We start from the raw sequence: 24,024 nt of genomic DNA, 5'->3' as shown, positions 1-24,024 counted from the left end.
TAGACAAAGACAAGTCATACATTGCTCGGAGTATAACATTCCCTACGGAACAAAACGCGGCTGTGTAGACTTCGAGCAGTGTCTAACTTTGTGCGTTGGCATTTTGCCATATCGTTCCCTTGCAACGATAAAAATATCCCCGCACCCTCTGCGCCCGCAACCTTATGTGGTGCATGCGCAACAAGAAAGGGACAGGAGCCGGTCTTGGCCGCGGAAGGCGCGAAACGTGCGCACTTTATGTGCCCGCGAGCCAATATCTGCGTATCTTTATCGTCGGGTTTGTACTGCTTTAGCAAAACGACGAGGCGGCATCATAGCCCGCCTAAGTGACGAAATCAGTGAAACGTTCCCTGGTTTTTGTAAGTAATTGGAACAAGTGCATCTATCCCTCATTCCTCAAGATCGGGAACGGCGGTTGAGCGTCCCATACACTATGTATACGCCGAGCCTCCGGACGCGGATGTCGCGCATGTTAGAATCTTTGGATGCGCTGCGTTCGCAGCGCCGCAGCGTATGGCTTACGCGCCTGGCCGGCGCGGGTCGCGCGGCCGGCGGGCGAGGGCGAAACTCGAGGTAATGTTTTCGAATCGTCGGATCGCGCTGCTGTGTCGCTGCTGCACAGTTCAAGACACGGATAATGGATCAATTCGCCAAAGAGACTCTGCCAATCTCCCTAGAGGAGGAAATGCGCCGCTCATATCTCGATTACGCGATGAGCGTGATCGTCGGGCGAGCGCTTCCCGATGTCCGCGATGGACTGAAGCCCGTACACCGTCGCGCGCTTTATTCCATGCACGAGCTGAACAACGACTGGAATCGCGCGTATAAAAAGTCGGCGCGTATCGTCGGCGACGTGATTGGTAAGTACCATCCGCACGGCGACGCATCGGTGTACGAGACGATCGTTCGCATGGCTCAGCCGTTTTCGCTGCGCTACATGCTGGTGGACGGCCAGGGCAACTTCGGTTCGGTCGACGGCGACAACGCCGCCGCCATGCGTTACACCGAAATCCGCATGGCGAAGATCGGTCACGAACTGCTGGCCGACATCGACAAGGAAACCGTCGACTTTGGCCCGAACTACGACGGCAGCGAAAGCGAACCGCTCGTACTTCCGGCGCGCATCCCGAATCTGCTGATCAACGGCTCAGCCGGTATCGCGGTCGGCATGGCAACGAACATTCCGCCGCACAATTTGCGCGAAATCGTCGACGCCTGTCTGCATCTGCTCAACACGCCTGAGGCGACGGTCGACGAACTCATCGAGATCGTGCCGGCGCCGGACTTCCCGACGGCCGGCATCATCTACGGCGTCGCGGGCGTGCGCGACGGTTATCGCACGGGGCGCGGTCGCGTCGTCATGCGTGCGACCACGCACTTCGAAGAGATCGACCGCGGCCAGCGCATGGCCATCATCGTCGACGAGATTCCGTATCAGGTGAACAAGCGCACGCTGCTCGAGCGCATCGCCGAACTCGTCAACGAGAAAAAGATCGAGGGCATCTCCGACATTCGCGACGAGTCCGACAAGAGCGGCATGCGTGTCGTGATCGAACTCAAGCGCGGAGAAGTGCCGGAAGTCATTCTGAACAATCTGTATAAGCAGACGCAGCTTCAGGACACTTTCGGCATGAATCTGGTCGCGCTCGTCGACGGCCAGCCCAAGCTGCTGAACCTGAAGGAAATGCTGGAATGCTTCCTGTCGCATCGGCGGGAAGTGCTCACGCGGCGCACGGTCTACGAACTGCGCAAGGCGCGCGATCGCGGACACGTGCTCGAAGGCCTCGCGGTGGCGCTCGCGAATATCGACGAATTCATCGCGATCATCAAGGCCGCGCCGACTCCGCCTGTGGCGAAGCAAGAGTTGATGAACCGTCCGTGGGATTCGTCGCTCGTGCGCGAAATGCTCACGCGCACGGAGACCGAGGCGACGGGCGGGCGTATTGCGTATCGTCCGGAAGGACTGAATCCGGCTTACGGGCTGCAGGAAGATGGGCTTTACAAGCTGTCGGACGTTCAGGCGCAGGAAATTCTGCAGATGCGCCTGCAACGCCTGACGGGTCTCGAACAAGACAAGATCGTCGCCGAATATCGCGACGTGATGGCGCAGATCGCCGACTTGCTCGACATCCTCGCGCGGCCGGAGCGTATCCGTCAGATCATCGTCGAAGAACTGGGCCAGGTACGCGCCGAGTTCGGTGACGAGCGTCGTTCGCGTATCGAGTTGAATGCAACCGAGCTGAACACCGAAGACCTGATCACGCCGCAGGAAATGGTCGTGACCATGTCGCATACCGGCTACGTGAAGTCGCAGCCGCTTTCCGAGTACCGCGCGCAAAAGCGTGGCGGGCGCGGCAAGCAGGCCACGCAAATGAAGGAAGACGACTGGATCGACACGCTTTTCATCGCGAACACGCACGATCACATGCTGTGCTTCTCGAACCGCGGTCGCGTGTACTGGATCAAGGTCTACGAAGTGCCGCAAGGCTCGCGCAACTCGCGCGGCCGGCCAATCGTCAACATGTTCCCGCTGCAGGAAGGCGAGAAGATCAACGTCGTGCTGCCGATTAAGGACTTCTCGGCCGACAAGTTCGTCTTCATGGCCACTTCGCTCGGCACCGTCAAGAAGACGCCGCTCGAAGCGTTCAGCCGTCCGCTCAAGAAGGGCATCATCGCGGTCGGTCTGGATGACGGCGACTTTCTCATCGGCGCGGCCATTACCGACGGCGCGCATGACGTCATGCTGTTCTCCGATTCAGGCAAGGCGGTACGTTTCGACGAGAACGACGTGCGCGCCATGGGCCGCGAAGCGCGCGGCGTGCGTGGCATGCAACTGGAAGACGGTCAGCAGGTCATCGCCATGCTCGTGGCCGGCGACGAAATCCAGTCGGTGCTCACCGCGACGGAAAACGGTTACGGCAAGCGCACGCCGATCAACGAATACACACGCCATGGCCGCGGCACGAAGGGCATGATCGCGATCCAGACTTCCGAGCGCAACGGCCGCGTGGTCGCCGCGACGCTCGTCGAGCCTGAAAGCGAGATCATGCTGATCACGACATCGGGCGTGCTCATCCGCACGCGCGTGTCCGAAATCCGCGAAATGGGGCGTGCAACTCAAGGTGTTACACTCATCAGCCTTGACGAGGGCACCAAGTTGTCGGGACTGCAGCATATCGCGGAGGCGGAAGCCGAAGTGGAAGCAGAAGCTGAAGCACTCGACGAAGGCGACACCGGCACGAACGGCTCCGCCGCCGCGCCGGGCGACTCAGAAAATGATGAAAACGGCGAAGACGCCTGATATTTTTTGTGACGCAAGCTTCTCGTATTCGCTTTTGAAAGCCTGAATTGGTTAAGCTGCGCGACTCGGGCCTTTTGTCGGCGCTGTGCTTCGTTATGTGCGAAGCCAGCGTCGAAAATCTGAAGGCTCGTCGCCGGTGCAGAACTGGATATTTTTTACAGGGAGTAATGATGCAAGGACGTTTCAAGCAGTGGATGTTGCTGGCCGCTTTCGTGCCGACTTTCGCGATGGCTCAGTCGCTTCAGAACCAGGCGCCGAACCAGGCGGCAGCTCCGGCACCGGCCGCAGCAGCCCCGGTTGATCCGGCCAAGCAAGCCGCGATCAAGGACCTGCTCGACGCGATCGACGCGCAGAAGCTGGTCGGCGCGATCGGCAACAGCGCGCAAATGCAGTCGAAGCAACTCGTCCCGGCAATCCTGTCGGACGCGCTGTCGGAAAACAAGTCGCTGAACGACAAGCAGAAGCAAGCTGCCGTTCCGACGCTGCAAAAGAACGCAGTGCCGAAGCTGGTTGACTCGGCAGGGCAGGTGTTCGCAACTGACAGCTTCCGTCAAGACGCGATGAAAGCTCAGTACGACGCATACGCGAAGTACTACACGACCGATGAAATCAAGGACCTGACCTCGTTCTACAAGAGCACGACGGGCCGCAAGTTCATTCAGGTTCAAGACCAGGTTGGTCGCGACGTGGTCAATGGTTTGATGCAGAAGTACATGCCGCAAGCCATCAAGGCAACGCGCACGCAAGCCGACCAGGAAGTGGCAAGCGTCAAGCCGGGCAAGTAAGCACGGTGGCATAGTCCGGAAGGCTCGCGCATTGGCGGGTTTTCAGGACAGTGCGATAATGGCTGTTTGCGCGTAAGCGCAAGCAGCCATTTCTTTTTTAGGCGCGGACAACGAGCTTTTCGGCTCATCGTTTCAGGCTCCGCGTCTGTCGAACGAGACAAATCGGGATCTCCAGATGCGCGTGTTCAATTTCTCCGCCGGCCCGGCCGCCTTGCCAGAAGAAGTGTTGAAGCAAGCCGCCGATGAAATGCTCGATTGGCAAGGCAGCGGCATGAGCGTGATGGAGATGAGTCACCGCGGCGCGGAGTTCACGTCGATCCATGAAGCGGCGCTGACCGATCTGCGGGAATTGCTGAAGGTGCCGGCGTCGCATCGCATATTGTTTCTGCAGGGCGGTGGCATTGGCGAAAACGCCATCGTGCCGATGAACATGCTCGGCACGAAGAAGACCGCCGATTTCGTCGTCACCGGTTCATGGTCGACCAAGTCGCTCAAGGAAGCGCAGAAGTACTGCACGCCGCATCTCGCGGCGACTGGCAAGACCGAGCAGGGCTTCACGCGCGTGCCTGCGTTGAGCGAGTGGCAGCTTTCGGACGATCCCGCTTACGTGCATCTGTGCACGAACGAAACCATTGACGGCGTCGAGGCCTTCGAAATTCCCGATCTCGGCGACGTTCCGCTCGTGGCGGACGCGTCGTCGCACATTCTTTCGCGTCCTATGGACGTCGCCAAGTACGGCGTGCTCTTCGGCGGCGCGCAGAAGAACATCGGCATGGCGGGCGTCACGGTCGTGATCGTGCGCGAGGATCTGCTCGACCGCGCGCTGTCTATCTGCCCGTCCGCGTTCGAGTGGAAGATCGTCGCGGAGAACAATTCGATGTACAACACGCCGCCCACTTACGCGATCTACGTCGCTGGCCTCGTCTTCAAGTGGCTGAAGAAACAGGGCGGCCTGGAAGCCATGGAAGCGCGCAATCTCGAAAAGGCGATGCTGCTTTACGACACCATCGATTCCAGCGATTTCTACGTCAACAAGGTCGACCGGAACGCGCGCTCGCGCATGAACGTGCCGTTCTTCCTCGCCGACGAATCGCGCAATACCGATTTCCTGACCGGCGCCAAGGCGCGCGGTCTGTTGCAACTGAAGGGCCACAAGTCCGTCGGCGGCATGCGGGCATCGATCTACAACGCGGTGCCGGTCGAGGGCGTGAAAGCGCTCGTCGAGTACATGAAGGAATTCGAGCGGACCAGCGCGTAAGCCTCATCGCTCCTTTAACTGCATCTGCCCCAAGCACCGCATGGACGACGATCTCAATTCAAGACTCAAACCGCTGCGTGAACGCATCGACGCGCTCGACGCGCAACTCATCGCGCTTTTGAATCAGCGCGCTTCCGTCGCGCTCGAAGTCGGCGAAGTGAAGAAGCATTTCAACGCGCCCGTGTTTCGGCCGGAGCGCGAACTGCAAGTCATCGCGCGTCTGCAGGAAATGAGCGACGGCCCGCTCGCCGACGCGCACATCGCCGCGATCTGGCGCGAGATCATGGCCGCGAGCCGCGCGCTCGAACAGACTATCCGTTCAGCGTTCCTGGGCCCGGTCGGCACGTATAGCGAACAGGCGATGTTCGAATACTTCGGTCATTCGATCGAGGGCCTCGCGTGTCCGTCCATCGACGAAGTGTTTCGCTCGGTCGAAGCGGGCGCCGCGCAATATGGCGTCGTGCCGGTCGAGAATTCGGCGGAAGGCGCGGTGTCGCGCACGCTGGACTTGCTGCTGGAAACGTCGCTCTTGATTGGCGGTGAACTCGCGCTGCCGATTCACCACAATCTTTTGACCGCGTCTGGCACGCTCGAAGGCGTGAAGCGCGTCTATGCGCATCCGCAAGCGCTCGCGCAGTGCCAGCACTGGCTGACCGCGAACGCGCCGCAGCTCGAACGGCAGGCGGTGTCGAGCAACGCGGAAGCGGCGCGTATCGCGGTGGGCGACCCGGCCGTCGCGGCCATCGCTGGCGACCGCGCGGCCACGCATTACGGCTTGGGCGTCGTTTATTCGCAGATTCAGGACGACCCGCACAACCGCACGCGCTTCGTGATCATCGGTCGCGAACCGACGGGGCCGAGCGGTCACGATCAAACGTCGCTCATCGTGACGGTGACCAATGAATCGGGCGCAATGTTCAAGCTCCTGGAGCCGCTCGCAAAGCACGGCGTTTCCATGACGCGCTTCGAATCGCGGCCCGCGCGCGCCGGCACGTGGGAGTATTACTTCTATATCGATATCGAAGGGCATCGCGACGATGCGTTCGTCGCCGCCGCGCTCGATGAACTCGGGCGCAAGGCCGCGTTTCTGAAGATTCTCGGGTCCTATCCGCGCGCGCGTTGACCCGAGTTTTCGCGGGCCGCCGCTCGATTCGGGCAGCGGCCGATTTTTCCAGCGTCGAACGGCGCGCACTTATCGATGTTCCGTGGACGCATTCTCTTTCAATAAACTGGTTATTTTCGGCGTCGGCCTGATCGGCGGATCGCTTGCGCGCGCGTTGCGCGAGCGCGCGGGAATCGAAGGCCGCGTGGTCGGCGTCGGACGCTCGCTGCGCTCGGTCGAACGCGCGCTCGAACTCGGCGTGATCGACGAAGCCGTCGCGCTCGACGACGACGCGGCGCTCGCACGCGCGTTGCACGGCGCGGATCTCGTCTTGATCGCGGCGCCCGTCGCGCAGACCGAACCGCTGCTCGCGCGCATCGCGCCCTTGCTCGAAGCGCGGACCATCGTCACGGACGCAGGCAGCACCAAGAGCGACGTCGTCGCGGCGGCGCGCGCGGCGCTCGGCGTAAAGCTCGCGCAGTTCGTGCCCGGGCATCCGATCGCCGGGCGCGAATCGAGCGGCGTCGATGCCGCCTTGCCCGACCTTTACGTGGATCGCAACGTCGTGCTTTGTCCGCTCGCCGAAAACGCGCCGGCCGATGTCGACCGCATCGCCGCGATGTGGCGCGCGACCGGCGCGGCGGTGCATCGCATGAGCGAGACGCAGCATGATCGCGTGTTCGCGTCGGTGAGCCATCTGCCGCACGTGCTCTCGTTCGCGCTCGTCGAGCAGATTTTGGAAGCGCCCGACGCCGAGCTTAAATTTTCGTTCGCCGCGGGCGGATTTCGCGATTTCACGCGCATCGCGGCATCGAGTCCGGAAATGTGGCGCGACATCTGCGTGGCGAATCGCGCCGCGCTGCTCGCCGAACTCGACGATTACGCCGCCGTGCTCGCACGGTTTCGCGCGGCCATCGATGCGTCGGACGGCGCGGCGCTCGAAGCGGCGTTCGCGCGTTCGCGTGTCGCCAGAAAAGAATGGCAGGAACGCGGCAGCATCAAGACGTCCGGCGATCCCGCCGCGAAATAAGGAAAGACCATGGAACATCTCGATCTCGGACCCTTCTCCCGCGCGTCCGGCACGGTGCGGCTGCCCGGCTCGAAGAGCATCTCGAACCGCGTGCTTTTGCTCGCCGCGCTCGCGAGCGGCGAAACGCAGATCACGAATCTGCTCGATTCCGACGACACACGCGTGATGCTCGCCGCGCTGCAAACGCTCGGCGTTACGCTTCTAAACGACGGCGAACGCGTCATCGTGAACGGCACGGGCGGCGCGTTTCCGTCGAAGAAGGCGGAGCTGTTTCTCGGCAACGCGGGCACGGCGGTGCGGCCGCTCACGGCGGCGCTCGCGGTCAACGGCGGCGAATATCGCGTGCATGGCGTGCCGCGCATGCACGAACGGCCAATCGGCGATCTGGTCGATGGCTTGCGTCAGATCGGCGCGAAAATCGACTACGAGCTCAACGACGGCTTCCCGCCGCTCAAGATTCATGCGGCGAAAATCGCCATCGACAAACCCATCCGCGTACGCGGCGATGTATCGAGTCAGTTTCTGACCGCGCTTCTGATGAGCCTTCCGGTGATCGAGGGGCGTGACGCGCCGGTGACCATCGAAGTCGAAGGCGAGCTGATTTCGAAGCCGTACATCGACATCACCATCCGGCTGATGGAGCGTTTCGGCGTGCAGGTCGAGCGCGACGGCTGGGCGCGCTTTACCGTGCCGGCCGGCGCGGGCTACCGGTCGCCAGGCGCGATCATGGTTGAAGGCGATGCATCGTCCGCGTCGTATTTCCTGGCGGCGGGCGCGATCGGCGGCGGTCCGGTGCGCGTGGAAGGCGTGGGCCGGGCGAGCATCCAGGGCGATGTCGGTTTCGCCGACGCGCTCAATCGCATGGGCGCGAACGTGATGATGGGCGAAGACTGGATCGAAGTGCGCGGCGTCGAGTCCGACGACGGCAAACTCGCGCCCATCGACATGGACTTCAACCTGATTCCCGACGCGGCGATGACCATTGCCGTCGCCGCGCTCTTTGCCAACGGCACGACCACGCTGCGCAATATCGCTAGCTGGCGCGTGAAGGAAACGGACCGCATCGCCGCGATGGCAACCGAGTTGCGCAAGGTCGGCGCGACGGTGGAAGAGGGCGCGGATTATCTGGTCGTCACGCCACCCGCCGAACTCACGCCGAACGCCGCGATCGATACTTACGACGATCACCGCATGGCCATGTGTTTTTCGCTCGTGAGTCTGGGCGGCGTGCCGGTTCGCATCAACGATCCGAAGTGCGTGAACAAGACGTTCCCCGATTATTTCGATCGCTTCGCGACGCTCGCCCACGCCTGAAAGAGACGCCCAAGACTCAAACGCCAACGAACGCCGCAACATGAAACGCGACCATTTCGACTTCAACGAAAGCAGTAATAACGGGCCAGAAAGGCCGAGAGCAATGAAACCGACCCGTCCATTCGACCCTACACCAGTAATCACCATCGACGGGCCGACCGCTTCGGGCAAGGGCACGGTCGCGGCGCTCGTCGCGGCCACGCTCGGCTTCCACCTGCTCGACAGCGGCGCGCTTTATCGGCTGACGGCGTTGGCAAGCCTGAGCTACGACATCGACACGGACGACGCAGCCGCGCTCGCAAAGCTCATCGGTGCGCTTCACATCACCTTCCGCGAGGGCTGCGCGCAGCTCGACGGCGTGGATGTATCGAGCGAGATTCGCGCCGAGGAAGTCGGCAACCGCGCGTCGGCGATCGCCGTGCATCCGCAAGTGCGGCAGGCGCTCGTCGCGCGGCAGCGCGCGTTCCGCAAGCGTCCGGGCTTGGTCGCCGATGGCCGCGACATGGGCACCGTCATCTTTCCCGATGCCACGTTGAAAGTGTTTCTGACCGCAAGCGTCGAAGCACGCGCGGCGCGCCGGCATAAGCAATTGATGCAAAAAGGTTTTTCTGCTAATATGGATGACTTGCTGCGAGATTTGCGTGAGCGCGACGCCCGGGACTCCAACCGGGCCACCGCACCGCTCAAAGCCGCGGCGGACGCGAAGACGCTGGACACCTCCGGTTTGTCGGTCGATCAGACGGTGGAACAAATCATCGGTTGGTACAGCGCGGTTCGTGTATAGCGGTTCGTGTATAGCGGTTCGTTTTTAGCGAGTTGTGAAGAACAGTAGTCAGCTGTAGACGCAAGGTGCTCTTCCATGTGGCGGAGCGTGTTTCAACCCCTTAACCCCGCATCGCCTCGCGCATTTACCCGGCCATATTCCGGCTCTTCGGAAACTTCAAAGGCCATCGCGCAAAAGCCGTGCAAATATCGATTTTTATGTCCGACCTGCAAACCTCTACCCCGAATACCGAATCTTTCGCGGCTCTGTTCGAAGAGTCGCTGACCAAGCAGGACATGCGCGCCGGCGAAGTGATTTCTGCCGAAGTCGTGCGCGTCGACCACAACTTCGTGGTCGTGAACGCTGGTCTCAAGTCCGAAGCCTACATTCCGCTCGAAGAATTCCTGAACGACGCGGGCGAGGTTGAAGTGCAGGCGGGCGACTTCGTTTCCGTCGCAATCGACGCGCTGGAAAACGGCTATGGCGACACCATCCTGTCGCGCGACAAGGCGAAGCGTCTGGCTTCGTGGCTGTCGCTGGAAAAGGCCCTCGACAACAACGAACTCGTGACCGGCACGATCACGGGCAAGGTCAAGGGCGGCATGACCGTGATGGTCAACGGCATCCGCGCATTCCTGCCGGGTTCGCTGGTCGACACGCGTCCGGTCAAGGACACGACGCCGTACGAAGGCAAGACGCTCGAATTCCGCGTCATTAAGCTCGACCGCAAGCGTAACAACGTCGTGCTGTCGCGCCGCGCTGTCATCGAAGCGACGCAAGGCGAAGAGCGCGCAAAGCTGCTCGAAACGCTGAAGGAAGGCGCGATCGTGGAAGGCGTGGTCAAGAACATCACCGACTACGGCGCGTTCGTTGACCTCGGCGGTATCGACGGCCTGCTGCACATCACCGACATCGCATGGCGTCGTGTGCGTCACCCGAGCGAAGTTCTGTCGGTTGGCCAGGAAGTCACCGCCAAGATCCTCAAGTTCGACCAAGAGAAGAACCGCGTTTCGCTCGGCATCAAGCAACTGGGCGACGATCCGTGGGAAGGCATCTCGCGCCGTTACCCGTCGGGCACGCGCCTGTTCGGCAAGGTCACCAACATCACCGACTACGGCGCATTCGTCGAAGTGGAATCGGGCATCGAAGGCCTGGTTCACGTGTCGGAAATGGACTGGACGAACAAGAACGTTGCACCGTCGAAGGTCGTGCAGCTGGGCGACGAAGTCGAAGTCATGGTTCTGGAAATCGACGAAGACCGCCGCCGTATCTCGCTCGGCATGAAGCAATGCAAGCCGAATCCGTGGGATGACTTCAGCCGCAACTTCAAGAAGGGCGACAAGATCAGCGGCGCCATCAAGTCGATCACCGACTTCGGCGTGTTCATCGGTCTGCCGGGCGGCATCGACGGCCTGGTTCACCTCTCCGACTTGTCGTGGAGCGAAACCGGCGAAGAAGCCGTGCGCAAGTACAAGAAGGGCGACGAAGTCGAAGCCGTGGTTCTGGGCATCGACGTGGACAAGGAACGTATTTCGCTCGGCATCAAGCAGCTCGAAGGCGATCCGTTCAACAACTTCGTCGCGATCAACGACAAGGGCGCTATCGTCGACGGTACGGTGAAGTCGGTGGACGCGAAGGGTGCGGTTATCACCCTGACGGCGGACGTCGAAGGTTATTTGCGTGCTTCGGAAATCGCGCAAGATCGCGTGGAAGATGCTCGCAACGTGCTGAAGGAAGGCGACAAGGTCAACGCGATGATCATCAACATCGATCGCAAGTCGCGTGGCATCAACCTGTCGATCAAGGCGAAGGATTCGGCCGAACAGCAGGAAGCCATTCGTGGTCTGCAGACTTCGGACTCGAACGCCGCCGCCACCGGCACGACCAACCTCGGCGCGCTGCTCAAGGCCAAGCTTGACGGCCAGAACAGCTAAGCCTTAACGGTACTGCTGCAGTATGACCAAATCGGAATTGGTCGCCCAGTTGGCGTCGCGATTTCCGCAACTTGTCCTCAAGGATGCGGATTTCGCGGTGAAGACGATGCTCGATGCGATGTCGGAGGCTTTGGCCAACGGCCATCGTATCGAGATTCGCGGCTTCGGCAGCTTCGGGCTCAATCGCCGTCCGTCGCGCGTCGGGCGCAATCCAAAGTCGGGTGAGAAAGTGCTGGTACCGGAGAAATTCGTGCCGCACTTCAAGCCGGGCAAGGAGTTGCGTGAACGCGTGGATGGTCGTGCGGGTGAGCCGCTGAAAGAGTCGAATGACGACGATGCGGACGATCTCTGATCGGCGCCCATCGTCCCCGTGATCAACTTGATCTCAGGTTCGCGGCGTCCGGCCACGAGGCAATCGACCAGAAAAGCACCCTGCGGGGTGCTTTTTTTATTGCCGGCCGAACTTGCGCGGCCTTAAAGCGGCACGTTACGGGTGCGGCATTTGCTCGACCATCGCCTGCTGATCAATTTCAACGATTGGTGATAGCCCTTTCGCGCCCGATGCGTTCCAATTGAGGGTCGGCGCGCCGCAGGTGCTGGCGCGCGAAGGCATCCATTACAATACCGGTCACTTTGACCTGGTTATCATCCGCGCGGGCTTGGCATCATGCCAACCACTGACACGCGCGACCGCTCCTGGAAAACCGTACATGAAATTCATCGTCTGGCTGATCCGTGTCCTGGTATTCGTGCTTCTGCTCGTGCTGGCGCTCGCGAATCGCGACCCCGTCACGCTGAACGCGCCCGGAGGATTTCAATGGCAAGCGCCGTTGATCCTGATCGGCCTTGCATTCTTCCTCGTGGGCTTGCTGGCGGGACTGGTTTCGGCTGTGCCGAAGATGCTGCGTTTGCGCATGGAAAACGGGCGCCTCAAGCGCGAGTTGCGTGTCGCACGCGAGACGCCGGTGGTGAAGGAAGAGCCGCCCATGCCGCCACTCATCTAAAGAAATCATTCGCAACTGTCCCGGCGAGCGCCGTGAGGGTTGTTAAAAAGCAGACACCTAACCGACTCTTCGACAAAAGCGCATGGATCTAGACTTCTGGTGGCTGCTCGTCATTCCCGTTGCCTTCGCTCTCGGCTGGATGGCGTCCCGCTATGACCTGAAAACGCTGCTATCCGAAAATGCGAACCTGCCGCGCTCGTATTTTCGCGGCCTGAATTTCCTGCTCAACGAGCAACACGACAAGGCGATCGACGCGTTCATCGAGGTGGCCAAGCTCGATCCCGAAACCATCGAACTGCACTTTGCGCTCGGCAACCTGTTTCGGCGGCGCGGCGAAACCGATCGCGCGATCCGCGTGCATCAGAACCTCTTGAGCCGTGCCGATCTTCCCGTGGCCGAGCGCGATCACGCGCTCTATGAACTCGGTCAGGACTTTCTGAAGGCTGGGCTGCTCGATCGCGCCGAGGAAACTTTCCGCTCGCTCGAAGCCGGCGAATACTCGCTTGGCGCGCAACGTGCGCTTCTGACCATCTACGAAATAGAAAAAGATTGGCCGAAGTCGATCGCGACCGCCGAGCGCATCGAAAAGATGGGCGCGCCGTCGCTGCATATGGAGATCGCGCATTTCCACTGCGAGCTTGCGCAGGAGGCTTTGCAGCGCAAGAATCCGGAAGGCGCGCGCGACGAGTTGAAGCTCGCGCTGGCGTCGAATCCGGATAACGTGCGCGCGACCATTCTCTCGGGCGATGTAGAAGCCGCCGCCGGCAATGTCGAAACGGCCATCGAAAGCTGGAAGCGCGTGGAGGCGCAGAACGAAGCGTATCTGCCGCTCGTCGCCGAAAAGCTGATGAAGGCGTACAGCACGCTTGGCCGCAAGGAAGAGGGCGTCGATTTGTTGATCGATTACGCGAGCCGTTATCCATCGAACGATTTGCTCGATGTCGCGTACAAGCATGTTCAGGAGTTGCGCGGACTCGACGCGGCGCACGCGCTTGCGAGGAAGCAAATGGAAAGCGCGCCGAACCTCGCGGGCATGACGCGTCTGCTCGAAGCGCAGGAAGCGACCGCCGAGGAGCCGCGCCGCGGCGAGCTCGAACTCATGCGCACGCTCGTCAAACAGCGCACGAAGAATCTGCCGCGCTATACATGTCAGACCTGCGGCTTCCGCGCGCGTCTATTCTATTGGCAATGCCCCGGCTGCAGCGGCTGGGAAACCTACGCGCCGCGCCGCGTGGAGCCGATCACCAGTTCCGCCTGAGGGCGGACGCGCTCGAGAGCGCGAGGCGTCGTCTCCGCCACCGGCATTTCAGGAATCAGTTAAAAGCGTATGAAAATCACCATCGTCGGCACGGGTTACGTCGGTCTGGTTACCGGCGCGTGTCTCGCCGAAATCGGCAATGACGTGTTTTGCGTGGATGTCGATCCGCGCAAGATCGATATTCTCAACAACGGCGGCGTGCCGATCCACGAGCCGGGCTTGCAGGAAATGCTCCGGCGCACGCGCGCGGCGGGTCGTATTCAGTTCTCCACCGACGTGCAGGCAAGCGTCGAGCATGGCGAGATCCAGTTCATCGCGGTCGGCACGCCGCCCGACGAGGATGGTTCCGCCGACTTGCAATACGTGCTCGCGGCGGCGCGCAATATCGGCCGCTATTCGAACGGCTTCAAGGTGATCGTCGATAAATCCACGGTGCCAGTCGGCACGGCGCTGCAGGTCAGCAACGTGGTCGAAACCGAACTAAAGGCGCGCGGACTGGAAGGTTCGGACGAACACGGCTTCTCGGTCGTGTCGAATCCGGAGTTCCTCAAGGAAGGCGCCGCCGTGGACGACTTCATGCGGCCGGATCGCATCGTGATCGGGATCGACGACGACGAGAACGGCAAGCTCGCGCGCGAGAAGATGAAGCGGCTCTACGCGCCGTTCAACCGAAATCACGAGCGCACGCTTTACATGGACGTGCATTCCGCCGAGTTCACCAAGTACGCGGCCAACGCCATGCTGGCCACGCGCATCTCTTTCATGAACGACCTGTCGAATCTCGCGGACATGGTCGGCGCGGATATCGAAGCGGTGCGACGCGGGATCGGTTCGGACCCGCGCATCGGCTATCACTTTTTGTATGCGGGCTGCGGCTACGGCGGCTCGTGTTTCCCGAAGGATGTGCAGGCGCTCGTTCAGACCGCGCGTGAAAACGGCCATCGGCTGCGCATTCTCGAAGCGGTCGAGGAAGTCAACGACGCGCAAAAGGAAGTGCTCGTCAACAAGATCGTCAGGCGCATGGGCGAGGATCTGCGCGGGCGCACGTTCGCCGTGTGGGGGCTCGCGTTCAAGCCCAATACCGACGACATGCGCGAGGCGTCGAGCCGGCGCATTGTCGAGGCGCTGCTCGCGCGCGGCGCGACCGTGCGCGCTTACGATCCCGTCGCATTGCAGGAAGCCGAACGCGTACTCGCGCTCGATCTGGCCGAGCGGCCCGACGACATCAAGCGTCTGCACTTCGTGCGCTCGCAGCAGGAAGCGCTGACGGATGCGGATGCGCTCGTCATCGTGACCGAATGGAAGGAGTTCAAGAGCCCGGACTTCGCGCATCTGAAGAGCGCGTTGAAAATGCCGGTGATCTTCGACGGCCGCAATCTGTATGAACCGGAAGCGATGTCCGAGATGGGCATCGATTACTACGCAATAGGACGTCCTCATGTCGCTCTCGACAGTAACGGCAAGCGCAGCTGATTCCGCCGACATTCCGGTGGTGCCGCGCGCGCGCATTTCTGCGGCGCGCGTGCTCGTAGTGGGCGACGTGATGCTCGACCGCTACTGGTTCGGCGACGTGAATCGCATCTCGCCGGAAGCGCCCGTGCCTGTCGTGCACGTGCAGCGCAAGGAAGACCGCTTGGGCGGCGCAGCCAACGTCGCGCGCAATGCGGCGGCGCTCGGCGCGCAGGCTGGCCTCTTGTGTGTGGTCGGGCATGACGAACCGGGCGAGCGCATCGTCGAATTGCTGGGCGAGAGCCGGGTCGCGGGCCATCTCGAACGCGATCCCGAACTGCTGACGACCATCAAGCTGCGCGTGCTGTCGCGGCAGCAGCAACTGCTGCGTGTCGATTTCGAAAACACGCCGAATCACGAAGTGCTGGCCGCGTGCCTCGCGCGCTTCGCGGAACTGCTGCCGCAGCACGACGTCATCCTCATGTCGGACTATGCGAAGGGCGGGCTCACGCACGTCACGCAGATGATCAGCGAAGCGCGGCAAGCAGGCAAGCCGGTGCTGGTCGACCCAAAAGGCGACGACTGGGACCGCTATCGCGGCGCGACACTCATCACGCCGAATCGCGCGGAGTTGCGCGAGGTGATCGGGCAGTGGAAGTCGGAAGAAGATTTGCACGAGCGCGTGAGCAAGCTGCGCGCGGAACTCGACCTGAGCGCGCTCTTGCTCACGCGTTCGGAAGAGGGCATGACACTCTTCACCGAGAACCAGGTGCTGCACACTTCGGCCGAAGCACGCGAAGTGTATGATGTCTCGGGCGCGGGCGACACCGTCATCGCGACCGTCGCGACCATGCTCGGCGCGGGTGTGCCGCTCGTCGATTCCGTGGCTTATGCGAACCGCGCGGCGGGTATCGTGGTTGGCAAGCTCGGCACCGCGACCGTCGATTACAACGAACTCTTCGCCTGACTCTTCGGGCAACTCGGGCAACGCCATCATGACCATCATCGTTACCGGAGCGGCTGGCTTCATCGGCAGCAATATCGTCAAGGCGCTCAACGAGCGCGGCGAGCATCGCGTGATCGCAGTGGACAACCTCACGCGTGCCGACAAGTTCAAGAATCTCGTCGATTGCGAGATAGACGATTACCTCGACAAGACCGAATTCGTCGAGCGCTTCAGGCGCGGCGACTTCGGTCAGGTGCGCGCGGTGTTCCATGAAGGCGCCTGTTCGGACACGATGGAAACCGACGGCCGCTACATGATGGAGAACAACTTCCGTTACAGCCGCGACGTGATGGATATCTGTCTCGCACAGGGCGCGCAGTTTCTCTACGCGTCCTCGGCTGCGACGTATGGCGGTTCGAGCCGCTTCGTCGAAGAGCGCGAATACGAAAAGCCGCTCAACGTCTACGGTTATTCGAAGCTGCTGTTCGACCAGATCGTGCGTCAGGTGTTGCCGAAGGCGGGCAGCCAGATCGTCGGCTTTCGCTACTTCAACGTCTACGGTCAGCGCGAAACGCATAAGGGGCGCATGGCGTCCGTGGCGTTCCACAATTTCAATCAGTTCCGCTCGGAAGGCAAGGTCAAGCTCTTCGGCGAATACAACGGTTATGCCGCAGGCGAGCAGACGCGCGATTTCGTCTCCGTCGAAGACGTGGTCAAGGTGAATCTGTACTTTCTCGATCATCCGGAGAAGTCGGGCATCTTCAATCTCGGCACGGGCCGCGCGCAGCCGTTCAACGACATCGCCTCGACGGTCGTCAACTCGTTGCGCGCACTGAATGGCGAGGCCGCGCTCTCGCTGGCGGAGCTCGTGCAGCGCGGCTTGATCGAATACGTGCCGTTCCCGGATGCGCTGCGCGGCAAGTATCAATGCTTCACGCAGGCGGACCAGTCGCATCTGCGCGCGGCCGGTTACGACGCGCCGTTTCTGACGGTGCAAGAGGGTGTCGATCGCTACGTGCGTTGGCTATTCGGCCAGCTATAAAGGCAATCGAAGTCTCTCTACACTGGGTCTCGCGGTCGGCACTGTTCGCCGGCCGGTTCTTCTGGAGACTCAGTCATGTTTAAGCAAGCATTCTCAACGATCGTCGCGCTCGCGCTCACCTTTTCCATCGGTTCCGCGCTCGCGGCGGTCGATGTCAACACCGCCAACGCCGACGCCCTGCGCGGCATCAAGGGCATCGGCCCGGCCAAGGCGAAAGCCATCCTCGATGAACGTCAGGCGCACGGCCCCTTCAAGGACGCGTCCGATCTCGGCTCGCGCGTGAAGGGCATGGGCGGCAAGACCGTATCGCGCCTGGAGGCCGAAGGACTGAGCATCGGCGCGGCACCGAAAGCGGCAGCGCCCAATTCCGTGAACGCGACGCCGGTCTCGGCATCGACGGCGGCGAAGCCCGTGGTCGTCAAGAAATAGCCGGCGGCTCTTTCCTCGCATCAAAAAAGCTCCTTCAGCCTCGGATGGTTTGGGCTCCCCGCGGTCTGTCTCGTCGCGGGGTTTTTGCATGAACGCCGATGCGCCCGGCATTCCATCCGTGCAAGAGGGGTGAAGAACATGGAAAGGACCGCTGGGCTACAATCGACGGATTCCCATACCAAATCCCCACGAAGATCGCACGCGGTGTGACCTTTTCGGCGGGATATGAATCCGGTCCGCTTATGGCTTACATGACTATCGAAGACACGATCGGCAACACGCCGCTCGTGCAACTCGTCCGCGTCGTGGACGATGAAATCCGCAGCCGCAACAACGTCGTTCTCGGCAAGCTGGAAGGCAATAACCCGGCGGGATCGGTGAAAGACCGTCCGGCACTGTCGATGATCAAGAAAGCTGAGGAACGCGGCCGCATCAAGCCGGGCGACACGCTGATCGAATCGACGAGCGGCAACACCGGTATCGCGCTTGCCATGGCTGCGGCAGTGCGCGGCTACAAGATGGTGCTGATCATGCCGGAGGACTTGTCCATCGAGCGCCGGCAGAGCATGGGCGCGTATGGCGCGCAGATCATCCTCACGCCGGTCACGGGCGGCATGGAATACGCACGCGATTTGGCCGACCAGATGCAGCGCGATGGCCGCGGCATCATCCTCGATCAATTCGCCAATCCGGACAATCCGCTCGCGCACTACGAAACCACCGGGCCGGAACTGTGGAAGCAGACGGAAGGACGCATTACGCACTTCGTCTCGTCGATGGGCACCACGGGCACGATCATGGGCGTGTCGCAGTTTCTAAAAGAGAAGAACGAGCAGATCGAGATCGTCGGTGCGCAGCCGGAGGAAGGCTCGCGCATTCCGGGCATTCGCAAATGGCCGGAAGCGTATCTGCCGAAAATTTTCGATCGTAGCCGCGTGGATCGCGTCGAGAACGTGAGTCAGGCAGCGTCGGAAGCGATGGCGCGCCGGCTGGCATCGGTCGAAGGCATCTTCGCGGGCATTTCGTCGGGCGGCGCGTGCGAAGTCGCGCTGCGCGTGGCGCGTCAGGTCGAGAACGCGACCATCGTGTTCGTGGTGTGCGATCGCGGCGACCGCTATTTGTCTACAGGCGTGTTTCCCGCGTGAGTCCTTCCGCGGCCGCAATGAAAAAACCCCGGCGCGCCGGGGTTTTTGCTTGGTGCCAAAGAAGCCCTTACTGCGCGCCTGTTGCCATGCGCGCCTTCACGGCCTCGCCAAGCTGATACACCGCGAGCGCATAAAAGAAGCTGCGGTTATAGCGCGTCAATGCATAGAAGTTCCTGAGCCCGAGCGTGTATTCGGTGGCGCGGCCCGGTGTGGGCAAATCGACGACCGTAAGCGGCGTGCCGGCTTCGGCATCGACATTAAGGCCCGGCTGGTCGATTATCATGCCCGCTTTCGTCAGTTGCGCGAGCGACCAGCGCGGCTCCGGCTGACCGTTCGCGGCCGCTTCCGCGATACCCTGACTGCCGACATCGCCCGCGATTTTCCACACCACCGGTCGCCCGGGTTCCCAACCGTTCTGCTTCAGATAATTCGCGACACTGCCGATGGCATCCGCCGGACTCGTGCGCAGATCGATACGGCTGTTGCCGTCGTAATCCACCGCGTATTGCACGATGCTGCTTGGCAGAAACTGCGGAATGCCGATCGCGCCCGTGTACGAGCCGAGCACGGTGGTCGGGTCGATTTGCGCGTCGCGCGTCCAGACCAGCAGGTCTTCGAGATTCTTGCGGAAGGTCGCCTGACGGTCCACGCGATTCGGCACATTGGGGTAGTCGAACGTGAGCGTGGTCAGCGCGTCGAGCGCGCGGAAGTTGCCCATGTATTTGCCGTAGATCGTCTCCACGCCGATGATCCCGACGATCACTTCCGGCGGCACTCCGAACTGCTCGGAGGCGCGCTGCAGCGTCGCCTGATTCGCGCGCCAGAATTTCACGCCTGCGTTGATGCGCACCGGCTCGATGAAGCGCGCCTGATACGCGCGCCAGTTCTTGGCGGACGGCGTGGGCGAAGGCAGCACTAGCTTGACTGCCGTCGCCGAATAACTGACGTGATTGAAGAGGTCGTGCAGCGCGGCGGAGTCGAAATCGTAGCGCGCGACCATGTCGTTGATGAACGCATCGACATTCGGGTTATTCGCGTAGCGCTGCGGAACGATCTCTTCCTCGAAATCCTGTCCTTGCGGCGTTGCGGTTTGCGGTTGCTGCGACTGCGCCCACGCGCTGTTGCCGCCAAACGTGGCGATCGCGCAAACGAACGAGGCGAGAAGGGCGCGCTTGAGCGAGACAGGAGAGACGAACGGGGCGAACTGAAAAGTCATAGTCTGCGTGGTTGTGCGATAAGGGGCGTAGCCGGATGTTCGAACGGTCAGACGCCTGCTGAACGGTGCAACGATCCGCAACGTTTCTCAACGGAACGCAGCGGCCGGCGACATGCCGTGCACGCATGCAAGGCTGCCTTCGGCTCGGGGCAGTATAACCGACGCATGGAGCCCGGACTGCCGTGGAGAGCGAGAAGGCGGCCGTTTCGAACGGTGTGGTAACTTAACGTCAAATGCGCGGTGCGGGATACGCGTATGACGAAAAAACACGAGACGAGAGCCGACCCCGACGGCACTGCGAGACATCATGGCCACCGGCTTTTACTCCCACCCCGACTGCCTCAAGCATGACAACGGCGAGTGGCATCCCGAATGCCCGGCGCGTTTGCAGGCGATTGAAGATCAACTGATCGCAAGCCGCATCGACATGCTCGTCGAGCGCGAGGAAGCACCGCTCGCCGGGGAAGCCGACCTAGCGCGCGTGCACACGCAGTCGCATATCGATTACATCAAGAGCCGCACACCCGAGCATGGCAGAAGCGAACTCGACCCGGATACGTCGATGTGTCCGCAGTCGTATCGCGCGGCCTTGCGTGCGGCGGGCGCGGCGATCGCGGCGACCGATGCCGTCATCGGAGGCCGATACGAAAACGCGTTTTGCAGCGTGCGTCCGCCGGGTCATCATGCCGAGCCCGCGCGCGCGATGGGCTTTTGTCTCTTCAATAACGTGGCCATTGCGGCGCGGCACGCGCTCGAAGTGCACGGTCTGCAGCGCGTCGCCGTGATCGATTTCGACGTGCATCACGGCAACGGCACCGAAGCTGCGTTCACGGGCGACTCGCGCGTCATGATGTGCAGCTTCTTCCAGCATCCGTTCTATCCGTTCACGGGCGCGGACAATCACGCGTCGAACATGGTCAACGTGCCGCTGCCCGCGCGCACCAAGGGCATGGCAGTACGCGAAGTGGTCGACCTGATGTGGCTGCCGCGCCTTGAGGAATTCAAGCCGCAGATGCTGTTCGTCTCGGCGGGCTTCGATGCCCACCGCGAAGACGATCTCGGCAACATGGGACTCGTCGAGGACGATTACGCGTGGATCACCGAAAAGATTCGCGCGGTGGCCGAGCGTCATGCACAAGGGCGCATCGTCAGTTGTCTCGAAGGCGGCTACAACCTCTCGGCGCTCGGGCGCAGCGTCGTCGCGCATCTGCGAGCGCTGGCCGAAATCTAGCCTGTCACGGATGCGTGCGCGCATAGTCGGCGCGCACGAGCGTCCAGTCGATGAGCGCGCGAATCACGCGATCGCGGTCCAGGTCGTTGAGCGTCTCGTGATAGCTGCCGTCGACCATTTCGAGCGTGCTGTCGGTCGAGCCCGCGTTGGCTTCGAATTCACGGCTGCCGGCCGGATCGCAGATGACATCCGCCGTGCCATGAAACACCAGAAGCGGCAACTTGATGAGATCGCGCTTTGCCGCGATGCGCTCCATCGCCGCGAGAATCTGCGCGCCCGTGCGAGCAGGAACCGGACCGTGATGCACGAGCGGATCGCGCCGGTTCGCCTCGACGACGCCGGGCGCGCGCGAGAGCAGCGCGGGATCGATCGAGAACGCGGGCCAGCGCGGCATCAGCGTGCCGACGATGCGGTTGAGCGTCGTCTTCCAACGCGGCGTGCCGCTGCCAATGCGCAATGCCGGGCTCGACAAAATCAATCCAGCCAACTTCTTCTCGCTCTCGCGTTCGGCGGCATGGAGCGCGGCAATCGCGCCGCCCATGCTGTGGCCCATCAGAAAGAGCGGCGTGTCGGCGGGCGGTGTCGTGGCGCAGGCTTCGAGAAGCACTTCGGCATCGAGCAGATAGTCGGTGAAGACGCGCACCCACGCACGCTCGCCCGACGACTTGCCGTGACCCCGCAGATCGATTGCGAACAGTTCGATGCCCGCCGCGTTGAGCGCTAGCGCCAGCGCGTCGTATCGGCCGGCGTGTTCGGCAAGGCCATGCACGAGCGCGATGCGCGCTGTCGGCTCCAGTGGGGGCTTCGGCTGCCAGCGGTGCAGGAAGAGTTCGACGCCCTGGCGTGTGGTGACGGTGCTGGTGGAGTAGACGTTGGTTGGCATGCGGTGAGCTTCGAAGTGATCGGCTGCGGCCAGGCATCAAGCAAATTCGATTCAGTAATTAAATCATCGAAATTCATTATTAAACAGAATGTTGATGCTCCGGTAAAATCCTGCGGCTGAACAGCAACGAAGTTAGAACGAGCGGCGGCTGGCTGCGCGGGCGCTACAGTGCCCGCGAAAGCCTCCCGCCGTTTGTATTTTCCGGACCACGCATGAATCACGTCCTGGTCGAATGATCGAAATCCGCAATCTCTCACAGCGTTTCGCGAGCCCACGAGGCTGGGTCGAAGCGCTACACAACGTCAATCTGACGATTCCCGCCGGCGAAGTGTTCGGCATCATCGGGCGCAGCGGCGCGGGTAAGAGCACGCTGGTGCGCACCATCAACCTGCTGACGCGACCGAGCGAAGGCAGCGTCGTGGTCGATGGCCGCGATCTCATGACGCTCGGCAAGCACGACTTGCGCGCCGCGCGCCGTGACATCGGCATGATCTTTCAGCATTTCAACCTGCTGTCGTCGCGCACGGTGTTCGACAACGTCGCGCTGCCGCTCGAACTCGCGGGCAACAAGCGCGCGGAGATCGAGGCCGTGGTGTTGCCGCTGCTCGAACTCGTCGGCCTCACCACGCAGAAGGACAAATATCCCGCGCAGATCAGCGGCGGGCAGAAGCAGCGCGTGGGCATCGCGCGCGCGCTCGCGAGCAAGCCGAAAGTGCTGCTTTCCGATGAAGCCACCTCCGCGCTCGATCCCGAAACCACGCGTTCCATTCTCGACCTGCTGCGCAAAATCAATCGCGAGCTCGGGCTCACGATCGTGCTCATCACGCATCAGATGGACGTCATCAAGCAAGTGTGCGATCGCGTCGCCGTGCTCGATGCCGGGCGCGTGGTCGAAGAGGGCAAGGTGGTCGATGTCTTCATGCAACCGCATCACGAAGTCACGCGCGCGCTGATCGGCGATGTCATCGCGCACGAGTTGCCGCCCGCGCTCAAGGTGCGCGTGGCCGAACGTCTCAAGACTGGCAGCGGCCATTTGCTGCGGCTCGCGTTCACGGGCTCGGGCGTCGATCAGCCCATTCTCTCCGAGACCATCCGCCGCTATGAGCTCGACTTCAATATCCTGCATGGCCAGATCGACGAGATTCAGGGCCAGGCGTTCGGCTCGCTCGCGGTGCTCGCGGGCGGTCAGCCGGTGAAGGTCGCCGAGGCGATTACTTATTTGCGCTCGCAAGGCGTCGTGGTGGAGGAGCTTTCCCATGTTGAGTGAAATGTTCGACATGTTCGTGCAGTCGTTCTGGGAGACGCTGATCATGGTCGGCATCTCCGGGCTGATCGGCGCGGCGCTTGGGCTTCCGCTCGGCGTGCTCCTGTATCTGACGGATCGCGACGGCGTGCTGCCCAATCTCGCCGTGAATCGAGTGCTCGGCGGCATCGTCAATGCCGTGCGCTCGACGCCGTTCATCATTCTGCTCGTCGCGGTCATTCCCTTTACGCGGCTCGTCGTGGGCTCGTCCATCGGTACGGCGGCGGCTGTCGTGCCGCTGACCATCGCGGCCGCGCCGTTCATCGCGCGGCTCGTCGAAACCGCGTTGCGCGAGGTGGATCGCGGGCTCATCGAAGCCGCTCAGGCCATGGGCGCGACCACGCGGCAGATCGTCTTCAAGGTGCTGCTGCCGGAATCGTTGCCGGGCGTGGTGGCGGGGCTGACCATCACGTTTGTTTCGCTTGTCGGTTATTCGGCGATGGCCGGTGCAATCGGCGGCGGCGGGCTGGGCGACCTCGGCATCCGCTACGGTTATCAGCGCTTCTTGCCCGAAGTGATGCTCACGGTGGTCATCATCCTCATCGTGTTCGTGCAGCTCGTGCAGTCGTTCGGCGACTGGCTCGTGCGCCGTCTCAGTCACAAGTGAAGTTCGCATCAACCTCATAACGAA

Annotated in this window: 21 protein-coding genes; 19 read left to right on the top strand and 2 right to left on the bottom strand. The window is 61.8% G+C overall.

Annotation, left to right across the window (positions count from 1 at the left end; translation table 11 throughout):
• Positions 1-637 precede the first annotated feature (637 nt).
• The 16 genes from gyrA to cysM all read left to right on the top strand — a co-directional run bounded on the left by gyrA (position 638) and on the right by cysM (position 18,760).
• Complete coding sequence (gyrA, locus tag LDZ28_RS10010; RefSeq protein ID WP_244825926.1) at positions 638-3,301, top strand: DNA gyrase subunit A; 2,664 nt, start codon at positions 638-640, stop codon at positions 3,299-3,301.
• A gap of 170 nt (positions 3,302-3,471) precedes the next feature.
• Positions 3,472-4,086 (top strand): DUF2059 domain-containing protein, encoded by a 615-nt coding sequence (locus LDZ28_RS10005; RefSeq protein ID WP_244828095.1) that lies wholly within the window; start codon positions 3,472-3,474, stop codon positions 4,084-4,086.
• Between the two features lie 175 nt (positions 4,087-4,261).
• Complete coding sequence (gene serC, locus LDZ28_RS10000) at positions 4,262-5,344, top strand: 3-phosphoserine/phosphohydroxythreonine transaminase (RefSeq protein ID WP_244825925.1); 1,083 nt, start codon at positions 4,262-4,264, stop codon at positions 5,342-5,344.
• 40 nt (positions 5,345-5,384) lie between these two features.
• Positions 5,385-6,467 carry a prephenate dehydratase gene (pheA, locus tag LDZ28_RS09995; protein ID WP_244825924.1) on the top strand — a complete coding sequence of 361 codons (1,083 nt, stop codon included), beginning with the start codon at positions 5,385-5,387 and terminating at the stop codon, positions 6,465-6,467.
• A gap of 82 nt (positions 6,468-6,549) precedes the next feature.
• A complete protein-coding gene (locus LDZ28_RS09990) occupies positions 6,550-7,476 on the top strand; it encodes a prephenate dehydrogenase/arogenate dehydrogenase family protein (protein ID WP_244825922.1) in 927 nt (308 codons plus the stop codon).
• Between the two features lie 9 nt (positions 7,477-7,485).
• Positions 7,486-8,790 (top strand): 3-phosphoshikimate 1-carboxyvinyltransferase, encoded by a 1,305-nt coding sequence (gene aroA / locus LDZ28_RS09985; RefSeq protein WP_244825920.1) that lies wholly within the window; start codon positions 7,486-7,488, stop codon positions 8,788-8,790.
• A 103-nt stretch (positions 8,791-8,893) separates the two neighbouring features.
• Complete coding sequence (gene cmk, locus LDZ28_RS09980) at positions 8,894-9,574, top strand: (d)CMP kinase (RefSeq protein ID WP_244825918.1); 681 nt, start codon at positions 8,894-8,896, stop codon at positions 9,572-9,574.
• A gap of 179 nt (positions 9,575-9,753) precedes the next feature.
• Positions 9,754-11,487: a 30S ribosomal protein S1 gene (gene rpsA, locus LDZ28_RS09975; RefSeq protein ID WP_244825917.1), complete on the top strand. Its 1,734-nt coding sequence runs from the start codon at positions 9,754-9,756 to the stop codon at positions 11,485-11,487.
• Positions 11,488-11,509: 22 nt separating this feature from the next.
• Positions 11,510-11,839, top strand: a complete 330-nt coding sequence (locus LDZ28_RS09970; protein WP_244825916.1) for an integration host factor subunit beta — start codon at positions 11,510-11,512, stop codon at positions 11,837-11,839.
• A 358-nt stretch (positions 11,840-12,197) separates the two neighbouring features.
• Entirely contained in the window at positions 12,198-12,491 is a 294-nt protein-coding gene (locus tag LDZ28_RS09965; RefSeq protein WP_244825914.1) for a lipopolysaccharide assembly LapA domain-containing protein, read from the top strand.
• 82 nt (positions 12,492-12,573) lie between these two features.
• Complete coding sequence (gene lapB / locus LDZ28_RS09960; protein WP_244825912.1) at positions 12,574-13,749, top strand: lipopolysaccharide assembly protein LapB; 1,176 nt, start codon at positions 12,574-12,576, stop codon at positions 13,747-13,749.
• 69 nt (positions 13,750-13,818) lie between these two features.
• A complete protein-coding gene (locus tag LDZ28_RS09955) occupies positions 13,819-15,222 on the top strand; it encodes a UDP-glucose/GDP-mannose dehydrogenase family protein (protein ID WP_244825910.1) in 1,404 nt (467 codons plus the stop codon).
• On the top strand, positions 15,188-16,165 hold the full coding sequence (gene rfaE1 / locus LDZ28_RS09950; RefSeq protein WP_244825909.1) for a D-glycero-beta-D-manno-heptose-7-phosphate kinase: 978 nt from the start codon (positions 15,188-15,190) through the stop codon (positions 16,163-16,165). Before LDZ28_RS09955 ends, rfaE1 begins: the two co-directional genes overlap by 35 nt.
• Positions 16,166-16,193: 28 nt before the next feature.
• A complete protein-coding gene (gene rfaD / locus LDZ28_RS09945) occupies positions 16,194-17,186 on the top strand; it encodes an ADP-glyceromanno-heptose 6-epimerase (protein WP_244825908.1) in 993 nt (330 codons plus the stop codon).
• Positions 17,187-17,261: 75 nt separating this feature from the next.
• A complete protein-coding gene (locus LDZ28_RS09940) occupies positions 17,262-17,615 on the top strand; it encodes a helix-hairpin-helix domain-containing protein (RefSeq protein ID WP_244825907.1) in 354 nt (117 codons plus the stop codon).
• Positions 17,616-17,857: 242 nt separating this feature from the next.
• On the top strand, positions 17,858-18,760 hold the full coding sequence (gene cysM, locus LDZ28_RS09935; protein ID WP_244825906.1) for a cysteine synthase CysM: 903 nt from the start codon (positions 17,858-17,860) through the stop codon (positions 18,758-18,760).
• Between the two features lie 67 nt (positions 18,761-18,827).
• On the opposite strand, the gene mltB is transcribed toward cysM, so the two are convergent.
• Positions 18,828-19,976: a lytic murein transglycosylase B gene (gene mltB, locus LDZ28_RS09930; RefSeq protein ID WP_244825905.1), complete on the bottom strand. Its 1,149-nt coding sequence runs from the start codon at positions 19,974-19,976 to the stop codon at positions 18,828-18,830.
• Between the two features lie 307 nt (positions 19,977-20,283).
• Here mltB and LDZ28_RS09925 point away from each other — a divergent pair, with 307 nt between their 5' ends.
• Entirely contained in the window at positions 20,284-21,207 is a 924-nt protein-coding gene (locus LDZ28_RS09925) for a histone deacetylase family protein (RefSeq protein ID WP_244825904.1), read from the top strand.
• Between the two features lie 4 nt (positions 21,208-21,211).
• On the opposite strand, the gene LDZ28_RS09920 is transcribed toward LDZ28_RS09925, so the two are convergent.
• Positions 21,212-22,090: an alpha/beta hydrolase gene (locus LDZ28_RS09920; protein WP_244825903.1), complete on the bottom strand. Its 879-nt coding sequence runs from the start codon at positions 22,088-22,090 to the stop codon at positions 21,212-21,214.
• A 232-nt stretch (positions 22,091-22,322) separates the two neighbouring features.
• Between LDZ28_RS09920 and LDZ28_RS09915 the strand changes: the two genes are divergently transcribed.
• Together LDZ28_RS09915 and LDZ28_RS09910 are read left to right on the top strand one after the other, a co-directional pair.
• Complete coding sequence (locus LDZ28_RS09915; RefSeq protein WP_244825901.1) at positions 22,323-23,357, top strand: methionine ABC transporter ATP-binding protein; 1,035 nt, start codon at positions 22,323-22,325, stop codon at positions 23,355-23,357.
• Entirely contained in the window at positions 23,347-24,000 is a 654-nt protein-coding gene (locus LDZ28_RS09910; protein ID WP_244825900.1) for a methionine ABC transporter permease, read from the top strand. The genes LDZ28_RS09915 and LDZ28_RS09910 overlap by 11 nt, the downstream gene beginning before the upstream one ends.
• Positions 24,001-24,024 lie beyond the last annotated feature (24 nt).

The sequence above is a fragment of the Caballeronia sp. TF1N1 genome (assembly GCF_022878925.1).
Taxonomy (GTDB): domain Bacteria; phylum Pseudomonadota; class Gammaproteobacteria; order Burkholderiales; family Burkholderiaceae; genus Caballeronia.
This window is presented reverse-complemented; position numbering and strand designations above follow the sequence as displayed.